General features: G+C 41.3%; 15 protein-coding genes. 4 read left to right on the top strand and 11 right to left on the bottom strand.

Going from position 1 to position 16,454, the window contains the following annotated elements; all coding sequences use genetic code 11:
- Positions 1–19: 19 nt before the first annotated feature.
- A complete protein-coding gene (locus J4E06_RS11270; protein WP_349524015.1) occupies positions 20–682 on the bottom strand; it encodes an endonuclease III domain-containing protein in 663 nt (220 codons plus the stop codon).
- Positions 683–737: 55 nt separating this feature from the next.
- Here J4E06_RS11270 and bcp point away from each other — a divergent pair, with 55 nt between their 5' ends.
- Positions 738–1,190: a thioredoxin-dependent thiol peroxidase gene (bcp, locus tag J4E06_RS11275; RefSeq protein WP_349524016.1), complete on the top strand. Its 453-nt coding sequence runs from the start codon at positions 738–740 to the stop codon at positions 1,188–1,190.
- A 325-nt stretch (positions 1,191–1,515) separates the two neighbouring features.
- Here bcp and J4E06_RS11280 read toward each other — a convergent pair whose 3' ends face one another.
- Complete coding sequence (locus tag J4E06_RS11280) at positions 1,516–2,967, bottom strand: TonB-dependent receptor (protein ID WP_349524017.1); 1,452 nt, start codon at positions 2,965–2,967, stop codon at positions 1,516–1,518.
- A 77-nt stretch (positions 2,968–3,044) separates the two neighbouring features.
- On the opposite strand from J4E06_RS11280, the gene J4E06_RS11285 reads away from it, so the two are divergent.
- Both J4E06_RS11285 and J4E06_RS11290 read left to right on the top strand, forming a co-directional pair.
- Positions 3,045–3,821 (top strand): MBL fold metallo-hydrolase, encoded by a 777-nt coding sequence (locus J4E06_RS11285; protein ID WP_349524236.1) that lies wholly within the window; start codon positions 3,045–3,047, stop codon positions 3,819–3,821.
- A gap of 140 nt (positions 3,822–3,961) precedes the next feature.
- The gene (locus J4E06_RS11290) at positions 3,962–4,459 is read left to right on the top strand and encodes a hydrolase (protein ID WP_349524018.1); all 498 of its coding nucleotides are present in this window, start codon (positions 3,962–3,964) and stop codon (positions 4,457–4,459) included.
- A gap of 593 nt (positions 4,460–5,052) precedes the next feature.
- Here the strand turns inward: J4E06_RS11290 and J4E06_RS11295 are convergent.
- Complete coding sequence (locus tag J4E06_RS11295; protein WP_349524019.1) at positions 5,053–6,885, bottom strand: BspA family leucine-rich repeat surface protein; 1,833 nt, start codon at positions 6,883–6,885, stop codon at positions 5,053–5,055.
- A gap of 39 nt (positions 6,886–6,924) precedes the next feature.
- On the opposite strand from J4E06_RS11295, the gene J4E06_RS11300 reads away from it, so the two are divergent.
- Positions 6,925–7,284 carry a hypothetical protein gene (locus J4E06_RS11300; RefSeq protein ID WP_349524020.1) on the top strand — a complete coding sequence of 120 codons (360 nt, stop codon included), beginning with the start codon at positions 6,925–6,927 and terminating at the stop codon, positions 7,282–7,284.
- Between the two features lie 428 nt (positions 7,285–7,712).
- Here J4E06_RS11300 and J4E06_RS11305 read toward each other — a convergent pair whose 3' ends face one another.
- From J4E06_RS11305 to J4E06_RS11340, 8 genes are all read right to left on the bottom strand, one after another.
- Positions 7,713–8,372 (bottom strand): alpha/beta hydrolase, encoded by a 660-nt coding sequence (locus J4E06_RS11305; RefSeq protein WP_349524021.1) that lies wholly within the window; start codon positions 8,370–8,372, stop codon positions 7,713–7,715.
- Positions 8,373–8,381: 9 nt separating this feature from the next.
- Positions 8,382–8,705 carry a DUF4870 domain-containing protein gene (locus J4E06_RS11310; RefSeq protein ID WP_349524022.1) on the bottom strand — a complete coding sequence of 108 codons (324 nt, stop codon included), beginning with the start codon at positions 8,703–8,705 and terminating at the stop codon, positions 8,382–8,384.
- Entirely contained in the window at positions 8,705–9,958 is a 1,254-nt protein-coding gene (locus J4E06_RS11315; protein ID WP_349524023.1) for a dihydroorotase, read from the bottom strand. Before J4E06_RS11315 ends, J4E06_RS11310 begins: the two co-directional genes overlap by 1 nt.
- Positions 9,955–11,907 carry a BatA domain-containing protein gene (locus J4E06_RS11320; protein ID WP_349524024.1) on the bottom strand — a complete coding sequence of 651 codons (1,953 nt, stop codon included), beginning with the start codon at positions 11,905–11,907 and terminating at the stop codon, positions 9,955–9,957. The genes J4E06_RS11315 and J4E06_RS11320 overlap by 4 nt, the downstream gene beginning before the upstream one ends.
- 535 nt (positions 11,908–12,442) lie before the next feature.
- Positions 12,443–13,450 carry a glycosyltransferase gene (locus J4E06_RS11325; RefSeq protein WP_349524025.1) on the bottom strand — a complete coding sequence of 336 codons (1,008 nt, stop codon included), beginning with the start codon at positions 13,448–13,450 and terminating at the stop codon, positions 12,443–12,445.
- Between the two features lie 32 nt (positions 13,451–13,482).
- On the bottom strand, positions 13,483–13,878 hold the full coding sequence (locus tag J4E06_RS11330; RefSeq protein WP_349524026.1) for a hypothetical protein: 396 nt from the start codon (positions 13,876–13,878) through the stop codon (positions 13,483–13,485).
- 1 nt (position 13,879) lies between these two features.
- Positions 13,880–14,548, bottom strand: a complete 669-nt coding sequence (locus tag J4E06_RS11335; RefSeq protein ID WP_349524027.1) for an SGNH/GDSL hydrolase family protein — start codon at positions 14,546–14,548, stop codon at positions 13,880–13,882.
- A 387-nt stretch (positions 14,549–14,935) separates the two neighbouring features.
- Positions 14,936–16,420 carry a S10 family peptidase gene (locus J4E06_RS11340; protein ID WP_349524028.1) on the bottom strand — a complete coding sequence of 495 codons (1,485 nt, stop codon included), beginning with the start codon at positions 16,418–16,420 and terminating at the stop codon, positions 14,936–14,938.
- Positions 16,421–16,454: the final 34 nt, after the last annotated feature.

A 16,454-nucleotide genomic window follows, 5' to 3' on the forward strand; every position in this document is an offset into this window, starting at 1 on the left:
CTGACGAAAAGAGCCGCAATTAACGGCTCTTTTTGTTTTTATAATAGTCGTTAATCACGGTTTTTCTTCCAATCGTCTTGGTGATAATATCTTTTTCCAAATCCCAGCCCCTCGCTGGTGAATATTCCCTACCGTACCAAATAATTTGAAGATGCAAACGGTTCCATATCTCTTTAGGAAATAATCGTTTGGCATCGCGTTCTGTCTGTACTACATTTTTACCGTTGCTAAAACCCCAGCGGTACATCAACCGGTGAATATGCGTATCAACAGGAAAAGCGGGTATTCCAAAAGCTTGGGAAACCACAACACTGGCAGTTTTATGGCCCACCGCCGGTAATTCCTCCAACAAGGCAATATCTCGGGGGACCTTACCATTGTATTTTTCGATCAATATTTTTGAGAGGCCATAAATGCCCTTTGACTTCATGGGGGAGAGACCCACAGGTTTAATGATTTCTCGTATTTCCTCTACCGTTAGTTTTACCATAGCATACGGATTGTCCGCTTTTTCAAACAACAAAGGTGTAATTTGGTTGACCCGTACGTCGGTGCTTTGGGCTGATAGCAAAACCGCTATCAATAACGTATAAGGGTCTTTATGATCTAAGGGGATCGGGATGGTAGGATAGAGTTCATCCAAGGTTTTGATGGCAAAATCAACCTTTTCTTGTTTGGTCATATTTGTTTAACTTTGATAATGTAAATATTAAACAATTAATTCAAGAGCAACGCAAATGAATATGTTAAAAGTAGGAGATAAAGTACCTGAATTTTCAGCAAAAGACCAAGACGGCAATACAATTAATCTTAGTGACTACAAAGGTAAAAAGTTGGTCGTATTTTTCTATCCAAAAGCAAATACCCCGGGTTGTACGGCAGAAGCATGCAATTTAAGGGATAATTACAAGGAATTGCAGGACCAAGGATTTGAACTCTTGGGCGTAAGTGCCGATTCGGAGAAGAAACAATCCAATTTTAAAAACAAATACGAGTTTCCTTTTCCGTTATTGGCGGATGAAGACCATACGGTAATCAATACCTTTGGTGTTTGGGGGCCAAAGAAATTTATGGGGAGGGAATACGATGGTATTCACCGAACCACTTTTGTGATTGATGGAGATGGTGTTGTGGAAAATGTGATTGAAAAGGTAAAAACAAAAGATCACGCGGCCCAGATTTTGTCTTAAAAAGTTAAAGAGATAATAAATTCTTCACTTTGTTCAGAATGACATAATGGACATTGGTTAACATTCGTTCAATTCGCATTAAAACTTATCTTGTCATTCTGAAGGAGCAAAGAGACTGAAGAATCTGATTTCACGTTTTAATCTGCTACAATCAAAATGACGGGATTGGAGTTAATTCAACAATAAAAAAGGGTGTCTAAAAAGTAAGGCGATGTCATATTGAGCTTGTCGAAATATTTTCAACTTACTGATAATCAATATCGGTTTCGACAGGCTCAACCTGACAAATCAAGTTATGAAGACTTTTTAGACACCCTCTTTCTTTCTATTCTTTCTCTTCGAGAACCTTTTTGGTAAATAAGTTCTTCTCTTTTATAATTTCTGCGATACCCTCTGGTAATTCTTCTTCCCATCCATCATCCTTATTGATGATTTTTTTGAGTACATCCCTGGAGAAAATATGAAGCACATCGGGGTCGTAATCTATAATGTCCATAACCTTGCCATTGTACTTAAAGAATTTGTAAAGCTCCTTCATCCTTGGGTGTACCTTCACGTTGTTACTGGTAAGGATTTGCCCGGTTTCTGGATCTTTCATCGGATATAGATAAACCTTCAAATCTTTAAAGAACAGTTTTCCGAAAGCTTCCAGAATACCACCACTTAAGTGACGGTAATATTTTTCATCAAACACATCCACCAAGTTGTTGACACCCATGGTTAAGCCAATCTTAGATTTGGTGTAATTGTGAAAGTATTCCACCAATTTATAGTACTCTTGGAATTTTGATATAAGCACGGTATGGCCGAGGGAACAAAGTAGTTCTGCACGATCCATGAAGTCTTGTTCATCAATTTCGCCAGAAGCCTTGAGGTTGGACAGTGTTATCTCGAAAACTACAATGGTATTCTCGTATTCAACCGTCTGTTCCCGAACAAAAATATCATAGGACTTTTGGAACATGTCCATATTTACCTTGGTAACCGGTCTAAAACTACCACGAAGCGCCAAAATACTCTTTTTATAAAGTACCGCGGCAGGAAGCAAATTGTTGCCATCAGGACCGAACATTACTGCATCCGTCATATCGTTCTTAATAAGCTGAAGACTCATCAAACGGTTATCGACATCCGCGAAATTAGGTCCCGTAAAATTGATCATATCAATTTCCAAAGTATCTTGGTCGATATGGTCGTACAGATATTTTAAAAGTTTTCTGGGCTTATGGAACTTAAAAAATGCGCCATAAATTAAGTTTACCCCAAGTATCCCTAAAGTTTCTTGCTGTAATCTGGCCTCATTTTGTTTAAAACGGATATGAAGTACGATTTCGTCATATTCCTTTTGATCGGGGTCTAATTGAAATCGAAGTCCGACCCACCCATGTCCTTTATATCTTTTGGAAAAATCGATAGTCGCCACCGTGTTGGCATAACTAAAGAACAAATAATCAGGGTTACTGTCCCTGCTTATTCGCTCTTCGACCAAGCGCATTTCGTGGTCCAACATCTTTTTTAAACGGGACTGTGTCACGTAGCGCCCATCTTCCTCAATACCGTAAATGGCATCACTAAAGGATTTATCGTAAGCGCTCATTGCTTTTGCAATGGTCCCAGATGCCCCGCCTGCTCTAAAAAAGTGTCTGGCGGTTTCCTGTCCTGCGCCAATTTCGGCAAAGGTTCCATAAATGTCACGGTTCAAATTTATCCTAAGGGTTTTCGCCTTTATGGAAGGAATGTTTTCAAAAGCATTTTCTTTGCTTGGTATGCTCGGCATGTCCATTTTTTTAATGTACAGCAAAGTTACACTCTTCAAACAATCTATTAAATAAATAAGTTATAATTTTGAAATTAATGGATGATACGATGACCATTACTTTTTTGGGCACAGGAACTTCACAGGGAATTCCCGTTATTGGAAGTAACCACCCTGTTTGCCTGAGCACGGACCCCAAGGACAAGAGACTCCGTGTATCCGTATTGATTTCTTGGAAAAACTACAATTATGTTATTGATTGCGGCCCGGATTTTAGACAACAAATGCTCACCAATCCCATAGATAAATTGGATGGCATTTTGTTTACCCACGAACATGCCGATCATACAGCGGGCATTGATGATATTCGCCCCTTTTTCTTTAGACAAGGGGATATCCCTATTTATGCACATCCCAGGGTCCTTGATTCCTTGCGAAAACGTTTTGACTACATTTTTGCAGATGAAGACCGTTACCCAGGAGCACCTGCGGTGCAGGTCCACGAAGTTGCAAAGAACAAAAATATCCCTTTGGGCGATATAGACGTAGTTCCCATTGAAGCTTTCCATAATCGATTACAAGTTTTTGGTTATCGATTTGGAGAATTTGTGTACATGACGGATGTAAAAAGGGTAGAGGAAGAGGAAATAAAAAAAATGAAGGGAGCCAAGGTTTTGGTGATAAATGCCCTACGCATAGAACCCCACCATTCCCATTTTAATTTAAAGGAAGCATTGGAGTTTGCCAAAAAAGTAGGGGCGGAACAAACTTATTTCACCCATATCAGTGCTTTGTTGGGTTTTCATGAAGAAGTGGAAAAAAATCTCCCCAAAAACATACATTTGGCCTACGATAACCTAAAAATAAAAATATAGAAGTCCTTAATACGTTATGATAACATGTTCCAAATTGTTGGATTGTCATCTTGAGCGCAGTCGAAAGATAGACTAAAACATCTCGAATATGCTTTATGTGAGATAAATTGGAAATAAAGATTTACAAAATTTTCAAATCTATGAAAAACAACATTTTTCTATACCTATTTGTTTTTGCTGCCTTGTTGGCCCTGTTTCAATACGTAACGGGGAATAATATGCAAAAAGCCCTGACTTCTGATGTTGGACAACTTGAAGAAAAAGTTTTACAATTGGAGGATTCCTTGCAAACCATGCATCTTAAGGTGTTGGATATGCAATACTTTACCTTGCAGAACAATGATGACGCTTTGGCCTATTATGAACATTTGGATTTAGAAAATCCCTCGCTCTACATTCAGGATAAGTTATTGGAGACCAACGAACAAAAGGGGGACAATCCCTTGATACCCTATGAAGGGATGGAAAGTGATTTTAAGATCAACAAAATCAAGGTCCTCAACCATAAATGGATTCTGGCCGATTTCTCCGATGGCAAATATTGGGGAGACCTCATCATAAAATATGAGCTAAAAGATGATTTGAGCGTAGATTTCACGATGGCCGAACACTTGCTTTACGCTCCGCAGGATTATTAGTGTTTACAGTTTTGGCATTGGCCCGGGTCTTACGCACTGATTTTCCCGAATGAACTTTGTTGTCATGTTGAGCAAAGCGAAAAATCCCCATACCCTCAATGTCAGGAAGATTCTTCGATCGCTGCGCTCCTTCAGAATGACGGGTTCATGCAAGCTTCCGACCTCTAGTATCGGACAACCAAACTCCAATAAGCAGTGGGCAGTCCACAAAGTTCAAGTTCAAAATTCAAGTTCAAGTTCAGGAGCAGATAAAATCAAAAAAACAAGAAACCCTTAACCCTTGCCCCAAAAATCGACTTCTAGCATCGGACAACCAAATTCCAAGCACCAAATTCCAATAAGCAGTGGGCAGTTGACCGTTGACAGTCAAAAAGCTCAAGTCCAAGAGTGGAGACAATAGAAAATGGACAATAGAAAATAGACAAGAAACCTTCACCCTTTACCCTTCACTTTTAACCCAAGAACCGACTTCGAGCACCGCGCATCCAGCTTACCGTATGCAGGAAGACTAGGAAGGGACAGCACAAAAAAACCGGAAAGGCGCTGTGTCCCTCCCGGTCTTGCTCAAAATAATCCTTGTGCTTATGGTCCCTTTATGGGCAAGGGGTATCCGATATGTTCCAATTTTTATTGTTGATCAAAAAGTCCCTGGCATCGACCATGCCTTGGTCGTCACAATAGATCTGTAGCCCAAGTGCACTCAAGCCTATGTTAGAGGGAACATTGGATTGGGCGGCCCACAATTGCAGGGTGGCCCCATAGTGAACCGGTGTCATGCCCGAATAACTGAGCATATCGGCCATACTTGTTACATTGGAAATGTCCCAATTACCAAGGTTTTGGCTAAACGAGCTGGCATTATGGAACATAAGTTGCATATCGGTTATGTTGCTCGTGTTCCAACCACCTATATCAGCATTAAATGAAGTGGCATACATGAACATTCCATCCATATCGATGACCAGCCCAATATTCCAAGCACTTATATCTGCATTAAAAGATTCAGCTTTATAGAACATGTAATCCATCCTGATCACATTACCAACATCCCAAGCACTGATGTCCCCGTTAAAGGAAGTGGCATCGTAGAACATGTGTCTCATATCGGTCACCTTGCTTATATCCCAGGAACCGATATCCCGGTTGAATGATTCGGCTCCTTTAAACATAGAGCTCATGTCATAGACATTGCCTGTGTTCCAAGTGCCGATGTCACCGTTAAAAGAATTGGCTCCATAGAACATCCCGTTCATGTCCGTCACATTGCCGGTCTCCCAATTGCTAAAATCCCCGTTGAAAGTAGCCCCTACAAGTTCTCCTATACCACTAAACCAATATTCATTCATATTGAACATATTGGCCAAGCTTGTCACATTGGTGAGGTCAGGGGCATCGGTCGCATTATAGACCATGTTCCCACAGTTTGCAAAGGCTGTATGAAGGCCCTGCCACTGCACGTCCCCCCACTGCTCCAAGGAAGCGAGTTTCTCCCTGTAAGCACTCAGGCCAATGAGAATGGATGGGAACTCTCCCTTTATGGCCACGGTATAGGTGCCGGCCGTGGTATAGACATGGGCGGGACTACCCTCGGTAAGCTCTCCCACGGTGCCATCGCCCCAGTCTATGGTATAGTTATAATTCATGGCATCATTTGTATAAATAACTATTTCCTCTCCATCGGTCTCGGTCTTCCAAGTGGTGATAAAGGAGGCGGGGTCCTCGGCCAGGCTCTCGATCACGTTCTCCACGGTAACTGTAACGGTGGCCTCGGCACTGTCGGTGCCATCGGTAACGCTCACGGTAATGCTGTGCTCCGTTGCGGTCTCAAAGTCCAGGTTCTTGCCCTCGGCAAGGGTCAGTTCCCCGGCCGTGCTTATGGCAAAGAGGTCGTTGTCGTTGGTCTTCATGGTAAAGGAGAGCTCGTCCCCATCGGCATCGGTGGCGGTCACCATGCCAATGACATCGGATACGGGCAGGTCCTCGGCAACGGTGAACTCCTGTGCCTCGATCACCGGGGCCTCGTTGGTGGTGTCCGGGTCTTCGTCCTCGGGGAGCACCTTGATGGTCACGGTAGCACTTGCCTTGGCCTCCCCGTCCGTCACCTCCACCGTGATGGTGTGCTGTGTCTTGCTGTCCGCATCCAGCGTCTTTCCACTGGCCAGGCTCAGTGCGCCCGCCTTGGTGATCTCAAAGAGATTGCTGTCGTTGGTCTTGATGGTAAAGGTAAGGGCATCGCCGTCCTCATCGGTGGCGCTCACCGTTCCTATGGTCTTGGAATCGGTAATGGTCTCCTGCACCGTGAACTCCTGCGCCTCGATTACCGGGGCGGTGTTCTTGGGCGGTGTGGGCCCATCGTCCTTGCCACAGGACCAGAGCAGGGCCGTGGCCATCAGTGCAATACCTAATTTTTTCATGGCATTTTTCATAATCAAAAAGTTTAATTTCACATAAAATATCATAACAAGATGGGGAATGCGCACGAAAGTTTTGGGCACGATCTAACGGATGCCCCGTTCGGGTTGATGGATGTGTGGTTTGGGTTGACGGATTGGGTCTTCGGGTTGCGGGTTGCGGGATTCAGGATGCGAGTTGAAGGTTCAAGAGCAGGGAAAATAGACAAGAGAGACAAGAACCAAGAGCCAAGACACAAGAAACGACTTCGAGTATCGGGCATCGAGCTTTCAATTGTAAATACCAAAAAACAAATCCCAAACTCCAGTAGGCGGTTAGTAGTAGGCAGTTGGCAGTCAAAAAAGTTCAAGTTCAAGAGTGGAGAAAATAGAAAATGGGCAAGAGACAATGGACAATTATCAATTAATAATTAACAATGAACAGTAGACAAGAAACCCTTAACCCTTAACCTTTGCCCCAAAAACTGACCTCGAGCAGTGAACATCTCACCTGTGGGCGACGTGGATTTCACTGATTTTAACCAATGAACTTCGTTGTCATTTTGAGCGAAAACGAAAAATCTCCATACCCTCAATGCCAGGGAGATTCTTTAATCGCTGCGTTCCTTCAAAATGACTTCCGACCTTGAGCAGCTAGCATCAGGCATCAAACTCCAAAAACCAGCAGGCAGTAAGCAGTAGGCAGTCCATAGAGTTCAAGTTTAAGAGTAAAGAAAAGAGAGCCAAGAACAAAGACACAAGAGACAAGACTTTGTGCTTCCGACTAAGTTATTGGGTTGTTCGGTTATTCAGTTACTGCCAAGTGCTTACTTCAACTGCGTACTGCCGACTGACCTCGAACATCAAACATGCTCCTCCAACCACTTTTTAAAAGAAAAGAAGTTCTGTTGTGAAACTCCATGACCAACAGGAAATTCTTGGTACATCGTTGGGATGTTTAATTTTTTTAAGAATTTTGGTGACTTTTCTGCCCACTCCAAAGGAATTACTTGGTCCACTTGCCCATGGGATACATAGAAGTTTAGATCGCTATGGTCTTTTAGCGCATAATCATCCACCAAAATGTTTTCGTTGATGTATCCGCTAAGTGCAACTACATTTTTCACTTTTTCCGGATAGGATAAGGCAACAGCATAACTCAAAATGGTTCCTTGACTAAAGCCTAAAAGGGTAATGTTGGCTTTATCAATATCATATGCCTCAATGGCTTCATCTATAAAAGCAACTATCTTCTCCCTCGATTCCTTGGCTTGTTCATCATCGCTCCACTTCCCTTGTTCAGCATCAAAATTTATGGCATACCAAGCATGTCCAAAAGGTTCCAAGCTATAGGGAGCTTTTACTGAAATTACCATAAACTCACCGGGCAATTCCGAAGCAAACGAAAAAAGGTCTTCCTCATTACTGCCATAGCCATGAAACATAAACAATGCAGGGACTTTTCCAGAAACTTTGGATGAAGGTCGTAGTAGATATTCTAGCGATAGGGGTTTAAGGGACATTAGTATAATTTATGATATGAATGTGAACCATTTTTGAAAGTACTTGCCCAAAACAGGCAATGGTCGTGTCTTTTCGTTCAAGGCTTGTAGAAAACCATACACCCAAATGATAAGGTAAAAAAGGTAAATAACAATGGATAGGTATGCCAACCCAGTATATGTTAACAATATAGCCAAGGCATGAAAAAGCACATGGATACCAAAAGCCTGCCGGGTATGAAAACGGGCAAAGTCATTTTTTGGTTCAATGTTCATGGTGATAGCGATCAAGCAACCTACGATCGTTATATATGCCACAATTGCAGTTGTTTTTCCCGGTGTGGAATTACTCATTATAAAATGCTTTGATCATTGTTTATTATTCCGTAAACTTTTCCCTTTAAGGTAGCGCTCAAGAACATGCTGTTTGTGGATGTGGAAAGTATATTCGTTGTGTCAAAAGTGTACTCTACATCCGGATTAAAGAGCGTTAAACACGCTTTCGATCCTTCTTTTAGTTCGGGTGATTCAATGTGGAAGCGAGAGCGTCCTTTGGTCAAGAATCCAATGGTCTCTTCAAGTTCAAAAATAGTATTTAGCCCTCCGAAAGCGGATTCTAGACCAAGGCTACCACTTTTTGCATTGTCGAACTCCACACGCTTGTGCTCAATGTCTATGGGTATATGGTCAGAGGTCACAAAATCTATCGTTCCGTTTTTCACTCCTTTGATCAAGGCCTTGCTATCGGATTTGGTGCGCAAGGGCGGGGATACTCTAAAATGTGTGTCAAAACCTTCAAGTGTTTCGTCGGAAAAGAAAAGATTGTGAACTGCAACGCTGCAGCTTACATCCAATCCTTTTTTCTTGGCATCGGCAATCAATTTTACCGAACCAGCTGAAGAAATCGTGGGTATATGCAATTTACCACCTGTATATTCCAAAATAAAGAGGTCACGGGCTATCTGTAATTCTTCTGAAAGTGCAGGAATTCCCTTGAGTCCAAGTTTGGTGGAGACCTCCCCTTCGTGGGCCACACCTTTTCCTTTGATGTCGCCATCCTGTGGAAAGGAATACACCAAGCCATCAAAATTTTGGGCGTACAGCAATGCTATTTTTAGCAAATTGGGATTAGAAATCTGTTTTTTGAAATCGTAGAAAGCTACGGCTCCAGCATTTTTCATATCAAAAAGCTCCGCAAGATCTATCCCATCGGCATTCTTGGTCAACGTACCCAAAGGATAAATTTTTGTAATCTTACCTATTCCGCGTTCTTTTAAGAATACAACATCGGAGCTGGTGTCGGGTACGGGATTGGTGTTTGGATTCAGCACAATATCGGTAAATCCACTTTTACCTGCCGTGTACAGTCCATTGGCAATGGTTTCTCGTTCCTCAAACCCGGGCTCACCAAAACTTACGCTGCTATCAAACCAACCGAGGGAAACGTGTAGGTTTTCTTTTTCCACTACTTTGGTGTTGGTGGCAGCTTCCAAAGAGGTAGCAATCTTTTCAATGATGCCTTTCTTGATAAGGATATCACGCTTTTTTAGGTGAAGTTCCTTGTTCTCTGGGCATACAATTTTTGCAGACTTCAGCAGAATGTTCATGTAACAAATTTTTGAATGAGTACCTCAATAAGTACCAGAAGCAGCGCTAAAATAACAAACCATTTCCAATATGCGGTAATGTTGTTCTCCGCTTTCAGGTATTCGAAAAGCTCCGGAATGGAATCAATGGTATTTACATTTGCCAAGATTTCGATATCCAAATAGTTGAGTTGACTTTCCGTTCTTGGGTAATTAAAACTAATGTTCTGCACAGCTTGCCCGTTCTGCCGAACAGAATAAATGCCATCTTCAGTGGGGTTTTGGTCAAAAGACAACCTAACCCTATTTGGGAAAGTTTGTTGCAACGGAATAAATTCATAACCTTCTTTGGACACTTCCAATATATCGTCGTTGCCTATTTGAACCGAAATATCCACCGTGCTTGAGGCTCCAAGGGTTTGATAAGGCTTGGGTACTTGCAAACTAGTTTGCGCCATATTGTAAAAAGTGGGCACAATCAATGGTGAATTGATAAAATTTGAATTTTTCAATGCCAGAGGAACCCCAAAAATATAAAGTCCATTCTCTCCAGCTAAAAAGATATCACCTCCATCCAATGACAAAGCCAAAGGTAGACTGGTCTGTATTTTAAAGTACTCTTTTACGGACGGATATTGAAAATTGGTTACTTCCCGCTCAAAAACATCGCGGTACAATGGATGGTCAAACGTTATATTGGTCAATTGGGCATCGGAAGTTATCCTTTCCAAAAGTTGTGCTGCAGATAAGCTGGACAACAAGCTATTGTAGGACTGGATATCGCTATCGATCGCAGGGACAATAATTAGGGTACCGCCATCATTTTTAAAAGTACGCAGGATATTCTGAAGGCTGCTTGGTATTGTGGATAAATCATCCAAAATCACTACATTTTGATTGTCCAAATTACTGTAATCCAGTTGGTTCAATGCATACTTCTGAAAATCGAACTCATCACTGCGAAACAAACGGTTTAGATAATCGCTGTTTGATTCGCTGATGGCAAGCACCTTTATTTTTTCTTTGGAATTGATGTTGAAGTAGAATTGGTTATCATAGCCCAAAGCATTATCGATAATACTCAATCGTCCGTTCAAAGCTTCATTTACGGGAATGGTAAACTCGACTTTTGCGCCTCCATCTGACTTAAATTTTGCTGCCGTTTTGGCAATCAATTCATCATTGTTATATAATGAAATAGGCAAGACCTCATTTTCATTACCTCCGGATAGAAAGACTTGGAGCATAGCCTGTTCGTTCAACCCATCGTCAACAAATACAGAATCTATGGAAACATTTTGGACTTCCCGGGGCTGCATCGGAACAAAGTATGCCGCTAAGGTGGAATCCATCGAACTGTTGCCTGAAGCCATTCTTTCTTGAAAGTCAGAAACCACAATCAGGTTTTTTATGCTGCTGTTACTTTGGGAAAACAGGCTTGCGGCCTTTAGTCCAATTTCATTCAAATCCAGTTGTTTGTAGGAGTAGGGGAGCGAGAGCAATGTATTCCGAATATCTCCTACTCGAATATTATTGTATGTTTTTTCGTTGGTGAAGAGACTGAACTCTGTTTCTTCGTCAATATTTTTAATAAAACCCTGCACTGCTTTTTCCAAAAGTGAAATACCATTGTTTTTGGCCTGCATACTGAAAGAATCGTCCAAATAGACCACAGTTTCCTTTTCCATAAGCGCAGTAGTGGCAGAAGTGAAGGGTTGCGCAAAAGCAATGATGATGGCAGCTAGGAGTAAAAGTCGCGTTAACAGAAGCAGCCATTTTTTTAGCGTATTGCTTTTTCTGGACTCCGAAACCACCTTTTGCAGCATTGCCACATTGGTGAACGGGGTTTTGGTAAAGCGTCGTAACTGGAATAAATGAATTAATATGGGTATGACTAGAAGAAAAAGTGCCCAAAGAATTTCTGGATGTTTAAACTGCATTCCCAACATTGCTTGATCAAAGATAGGCATTAAAACATTCTGATTTTAATCTTCATTTATCAATTGTTAATGACCAACGACGAATGAACAATAACCAATTAAAAATAATCAATGAACAATACCAATGAACAATTAGCATTAAACCTATTGGCATTCTGAGCGCAGTTGAGAAATCGAGATTCTTCGGTCGCTTTGCTTCCTCAGAATGACAGTGTTTAAACAATAATAAATGTCATTCTGAACGCAGTGAAGAATCTTTTTTAACCAGAATTTCGCAAGTATCCCGAATATTATTATTTGTCATTCTGAACGCAGTGAAGAATCTCTTCCTCACCCTGTTTTGATAATTATCGGAATTGTTTCAGGGTCTCATATCAGGTGGTTTTCATATCATGCTTCGACTACACTCAGCATCCGCGTGCAATGAACCATGTACTTGTCATTCTGAGCAAAGCGAAGAATCTCTTTTGACATGAATTTCACAAATGTCTCGAATATTTACCCATGATTTCGAACGCTTCCGATAGTTATCGGGACGAGAAATCCAATTTGAAACAGCTTAGAATCAACAAAAAAAGAAATAATCCTGCATCGGCGATTGCCCCAACCGGGAAAAATATATCCTGATTTCTTTTTGGGCATCTTCATTCGCCACAGTGATAATACTTTGCGGATTATCCAATCCTTGCAATGCCTCAAAATGGACGAGTTCTTTGCCGTAAATACTTTTTCCTATCTTTTTTGGGTTGTCGCAAAGCCAAACAAAATCCAATCCTTGTTTTTTCAGCCCTTTTGCAATCTTCTTCCCCTTAAATCCAGCACCCCAAACCACCAACGGGCGGGCTTGGTCGTGGTTCAATTTTAAAAAATAATGGAGTTTGATGTCCAAAAAATAATTTTGGGCATAATGTTCGTGGGTGCGCGATGTACGTGTATCATAATCCCGCCATAGGTGCAATACTTGGTCGCAAGGAATAATTTGAAACCCATGCTCATAAAATCTAAAAGTCAGGTCGTAATCTTCCGGATAGCGTTGGGGTTCAAAACCTTCGCACTTTTCAAAATCTGCACGATGTGTCATCCAACAAGGGGATGGAATTACGCACTCTTTATAAATTTCATCAAAATTATGTCCGGAGGACGTCAATCGGTTCAACCATTGCTCATACCGTTCATAACCGTTACTGATGCCGCGGTTGGAGAAATATTTCACTTGTCCAACGGCAACATGCCCCTTCCCGTTTTCATTTAATGAGTTTATCATGACCTCTAATCGATTTGGCTTCATGATATCGTCTGAATCCATTCGTGTGACAAAGTCACCATTGCTATTGGCATAACCGGTTTGAAGTGCAGAAATAATTCCCGAACTTTTATTTTGAAAGACTTTAATACGTTCATCTTTTAGGGAGTAGGAGGAAAGAAGCGCATAACTTTCATCGGAAGAATGGTCGTTCACGGCCAATACTTCCCAGTTGGAATAGGATTGATTCACAATGGAGTCCAAACATTCGGGAAGAAAATGTGCAGTGTTTTTAAAAGGAATTATGATGCTAACCTTACCGTTTTGCATGCTGCAAGGTAACTAATTCATGAGAAGTAATCTTAAGTGAACGGAAGCAAATCGGGCTCCAAATAGGTTGTTTTTGCTTTTGGGTCAGAAATTACTTCTTCACCATAATGTAGAGACAGCAATTCTTTGAATGAGGTAATCAGTTTGGGAAATTCAACTATAAATTCTTCAAAAGTGGTCGCAGTTGATTTCTGCCTAAAATGATGTACCGCTTTTACTGCGGCCACAGTTAAGGTGGTGTGATATTTAGTGCCATCTCCATGTAATCGATCAAAATTCTTGATGGCTTCACAAGTTTTTGCAATGGCAGTTTCTTCACGGAATTGTTCTAGATAAATCCAAGCCAATTTTATATGAGCTGTATGATTGAACTGCTCTGGTGGAAATTTCCCTGTTTCAAATGCTTGGATGAAATCAGCATTTTCCATTTTATTTACTTTTAAGAGTTTTGTCAATGGCTTCTTTTACCATTGTTTCCATGATATCATAACCAGCTTTGGTCACATGTACTTCGTCTGTGGTCAATTCGGATGGGAGTCCGTTTCTATCATCTGCCATTTCGGAGAAATAATCCAAGTACATTACTCCTTGGGCTTCTGTCATATTCTTGAGCATGCTGTTAAGCTTTGGAATTTTGATATTGGGTTCCAAACCTGGACGCCATGGATAATCGTAAGCCGGAAGCACCGAGCAAACAATCGGTTTAATACCATTTGCTTTTGCCAATTCTACCATAGAAAGGATATTATCATGTATTTGCTCCAGCGTCATTGGGCCTGTATTACCGGCAATATCGTTGGTTCCAGCTAAAATAACCACCACTTTTGGGTTTAGGTCGATTACATCTTGACGAAAACGCAACAGCATCTGAGGGGTGGTCTGTCCGCCGATACCTCTATTTATATACGGATTTTCAGCAAAAAACTCTGGATGAGCCCCTATCCACATTTCGGTAATGGAATTGCCCATAAAAACGACTCGATTTTCACTTTCTGAAGGAGGAGGGAGTTCAGCATTGGCATTTTTATATTTTTCCAAATTGGGCCAATCTTGGGCTTTAATTTTGGAAGTAATCGTCAATCCTAAGAACGAAAGCATAAGACAGAGTATGGTTTGTTTTTTCACTATGTGCGATTTTTGTTAAAAATAGGGATTTTCAATCAAAGTGATTTGAATAAAAAAGCGGTATGATTGCTATTGAGTTATACCGCTTTAAAATTTATCAATACCATTATATATTTTAAGGGTTTCTTGATTCAGAAACCGTCATTTCGAGTGAAATTCCAGAGGGATTTTGTATCGAGAAATCAAAGATTCGGCACAGCTAATTGTTTTTTGGCCTTGAGATTCTGGTTCTCGATACGATTTTTCTTTGGTTTCGACTTTAGTTTATCCTGAGCATAGTCGAAGGGCTCAACCACCAAAAAATCACTCGAACTGACGAATTTTAACCATAATACATAATGGGATTATCATTTGTTGAAATTAGTATTTCGCGCTTTTCCCTTTGGCTTGGGTTCTTAAAATAAACGCTCTAATATCTTCGTTCGCTGATTTTAAATCTTCTTTCCTTAAATACATCATGTGACCAGAGCGATAGCCCTTAAATTCAAAACGGTCTTTCATTCTACCGCTTGGATCTACTTGTGACATCGTGTATTTAGCGGCAAAATAGGTGCAGGCGCCATCATAGTAGCCAGACTGTACTAAAACATTCAAGTATGGGTTCTGAGCCATCGCTTGGCGCAAGTCGTCTCTAACACTATCATTGCTATCATCCCAAGGACGAACAGGACCGAACATATTGTACTTGATATCCGTTGTAAAATCAAGCTCTTCCTGCAAGTAATAATTGATGGCAGGAGTAAAGCTGTGCAACCAAGAGGTCAATTCAGGGGAATAATCAGGTCTGGTACCTGCCAAGGTTTTGTCGATTCCCAAATAACGGCTATCCAAACGCCCAATAGTATAACCTCCTTTTTCTCGCAACAAAGCTTTCCAGAAAAATTGGGTCGGTACATCTAAATTGTGATTGATGATGTCTTTGGCATCCAATCCGGAATAGCGGGCCATTTTATCAGCAATGGACTTACGTTCAGCATCTGGGATAAAACCACCTTTTGCAATGGCCGGCAACAATTCATTGATCGTGAATTCTTCAACTTCCGGTAGTACTTCCAACAAATCTTTGCTTTGCAAATCTGATGGCAGTGCTTTGTGGTGCCATGCCGCAGCCGCAAAATATGGGAGATTCAACGCACTGGAAACGGGGTCGTTGTCGCGAAACACTTTGTAGTCGGCAGGGGAAACCATGATTACGCCGTTCAAATACATCCATTGTTGGTTTTGAAGTGCCAACGAAAGTCCCATCACTCGGGTACCTCCATAACTTTCACCCACAATGTATTTTGGGGAATTCCAACGGTTGTTTCTAGAAACAAAGGTGTTCAACCATTCGGCCAAATATTTGGTGTCGGCATTAATTCCAAAAAACTTTTCACGATCAACTTCTTTTCCTGTTTCGGGAATGGTGCGTGAATACCCTGTATTAACTGGGTTTACATACACAATATCGGTAACATCCAAAACGGAATAAGGATTTTCCTTAACACCATAAGGCTGCACAGGGTATCCTTCATCATCAATTTTAAGGATACGTGGGCCTGTGTAGGCCAAATGCATCCATACTGACCCAGAGCCTGGGCCTCCATTAAAGGAAATCAATAAGGGTCTTGAAGACCTGTCTTTAACACCGTTTTTGGTGTAATACGTGTAGTGCAGGGAAGCGATGGGTTCTCCCAATTCGTCCCAAACGGGTTGTGTTCCCACGGTCGCCGTATAATCAAGGCTGGAACCATTGATGGTTACGGAATGTTGTGTGGTCACGGTAGTGTCAACAGGTAATTTTCTGTTTTGAGCAAAGGTAAAAGACGTGCACAACGCCATACCTAGTAGTAAGAGTTTTTTCATTTTTACTGGTTGAATTAGTCAAGTTTATAAAAAT

Source organism: Allomuricauda sp. NFXS6 (genome assembly GCF_040148835.1).
Classification (GTDB): domain Bacteria; phylum Bacteroidota; class Bacteroidia; order Flavobacteriales; family Flavobacteriaceae; genus Flagellimonas.

Bases quoted from the DNA above. Each gene is read 5' to 3' on its own strand.
- J4E06_RS11270 (WP_349524015.1), bottom strand. From the start codon at position 682: ATGACCAAACAAGAAAAGGTTGATTTTGCCATCAAAACCTTGGATGAA.
- bcp (WP_349524016.1), top strand. From the start codon at position 738: ATGAATATGTTAAAAGTAGGAGATAAAGTACCTGAATTTTCAGCAAAA.
- J4E06_RS11280 (WP_349524017.1), bottom strand. From the start codon at position 2,967: ATGCCGAGCATACCAAGCAAAGAAAATGCTTTTGAAAACATTCCTTCC.
- J4E06_RS11285 (WP_349524236.1), top strand. From the start codon at position 3,045: ATGGATGATACGATGACCATTACTTTTTTGGGCACAGGAACTTCACAG.
- J4E06_RS11290 (WP_349524018.1), top strand. From the start codon at position 3,962: ATGAAAAACAACATTTTTCTATACCTATTTGTTTTTGCTGCCTTGTTG.
- J4E06_RS11295 (WP_349524019.1), bottom strand. From the start codon at position 6,885: ATGAAAAATGCCATGAAAAAATTAGGTATTGCACTGATGGCCACGGCC.
- J4E06_RS11300 (WP_349524020.1), top strand. From the start codon at position 6,925: ATGGGGAATGCGCACGAAAGTTTTGGGCACGATCTAACGGATGCCCCG.
- J4E06_RS11305 (WP_349524021.1), bottom strand. From the start codon at position 8,372: ATGTCCCTTAAACCCCTATCGCTAGAATATCTACTACGACCTTCATCC.
- J4E06_RS11310 (WP_349524022.1), bottom strand. From the start codon at position 8,705: ATGAGTAATTCCACACCGGGAAAAACAACTGCAATTGTGGCATATATA.
- J4E06_RS11315 (WP_349524023.1), bottom strand. From the start codon at position 9,958: ATGAACATTCTGCTGAAGTCTGCAAAAATTGTATGCCCAGAGAACAAG.
- J4E06_RS11320 (WP_349524024.1), bottom strand. From the start codon at position 11,907: ATGCCTATCTTTGATCAAGCAATGTTGGGAATGCAGTTTAAACATCCA.
- J4E06_RS11325 (WP_349524025.1), bottom strand. From the start codon at position 13,450: ATGCAAAACGGTAAGGTTAGCATCATAATTCCTTTTAAAAACACTGCA.
- J4E06_RS11330 (WP_349524026.1), bottom strand. From the start codon at position 13,878: ATGGAAAATGCTGATTTCATCCAAGCATTTGAAACAGGGAAATTTCCA.
- J4E06_RS11335 (WP_349524027.1), bottom strand. From the start codon at position 14,548: ATGCTTTCGTTCTTAGGATTGACGATTACTTCCAAAATTAAAGCCCAA.
- J4E06_RS11340 (WP_349524028.1), bottom strand. From the start codon at position 16,420: ATGAAAAAACTCTTACTACTAGGTATGGCGTTGTGCACGTCTTTTACC.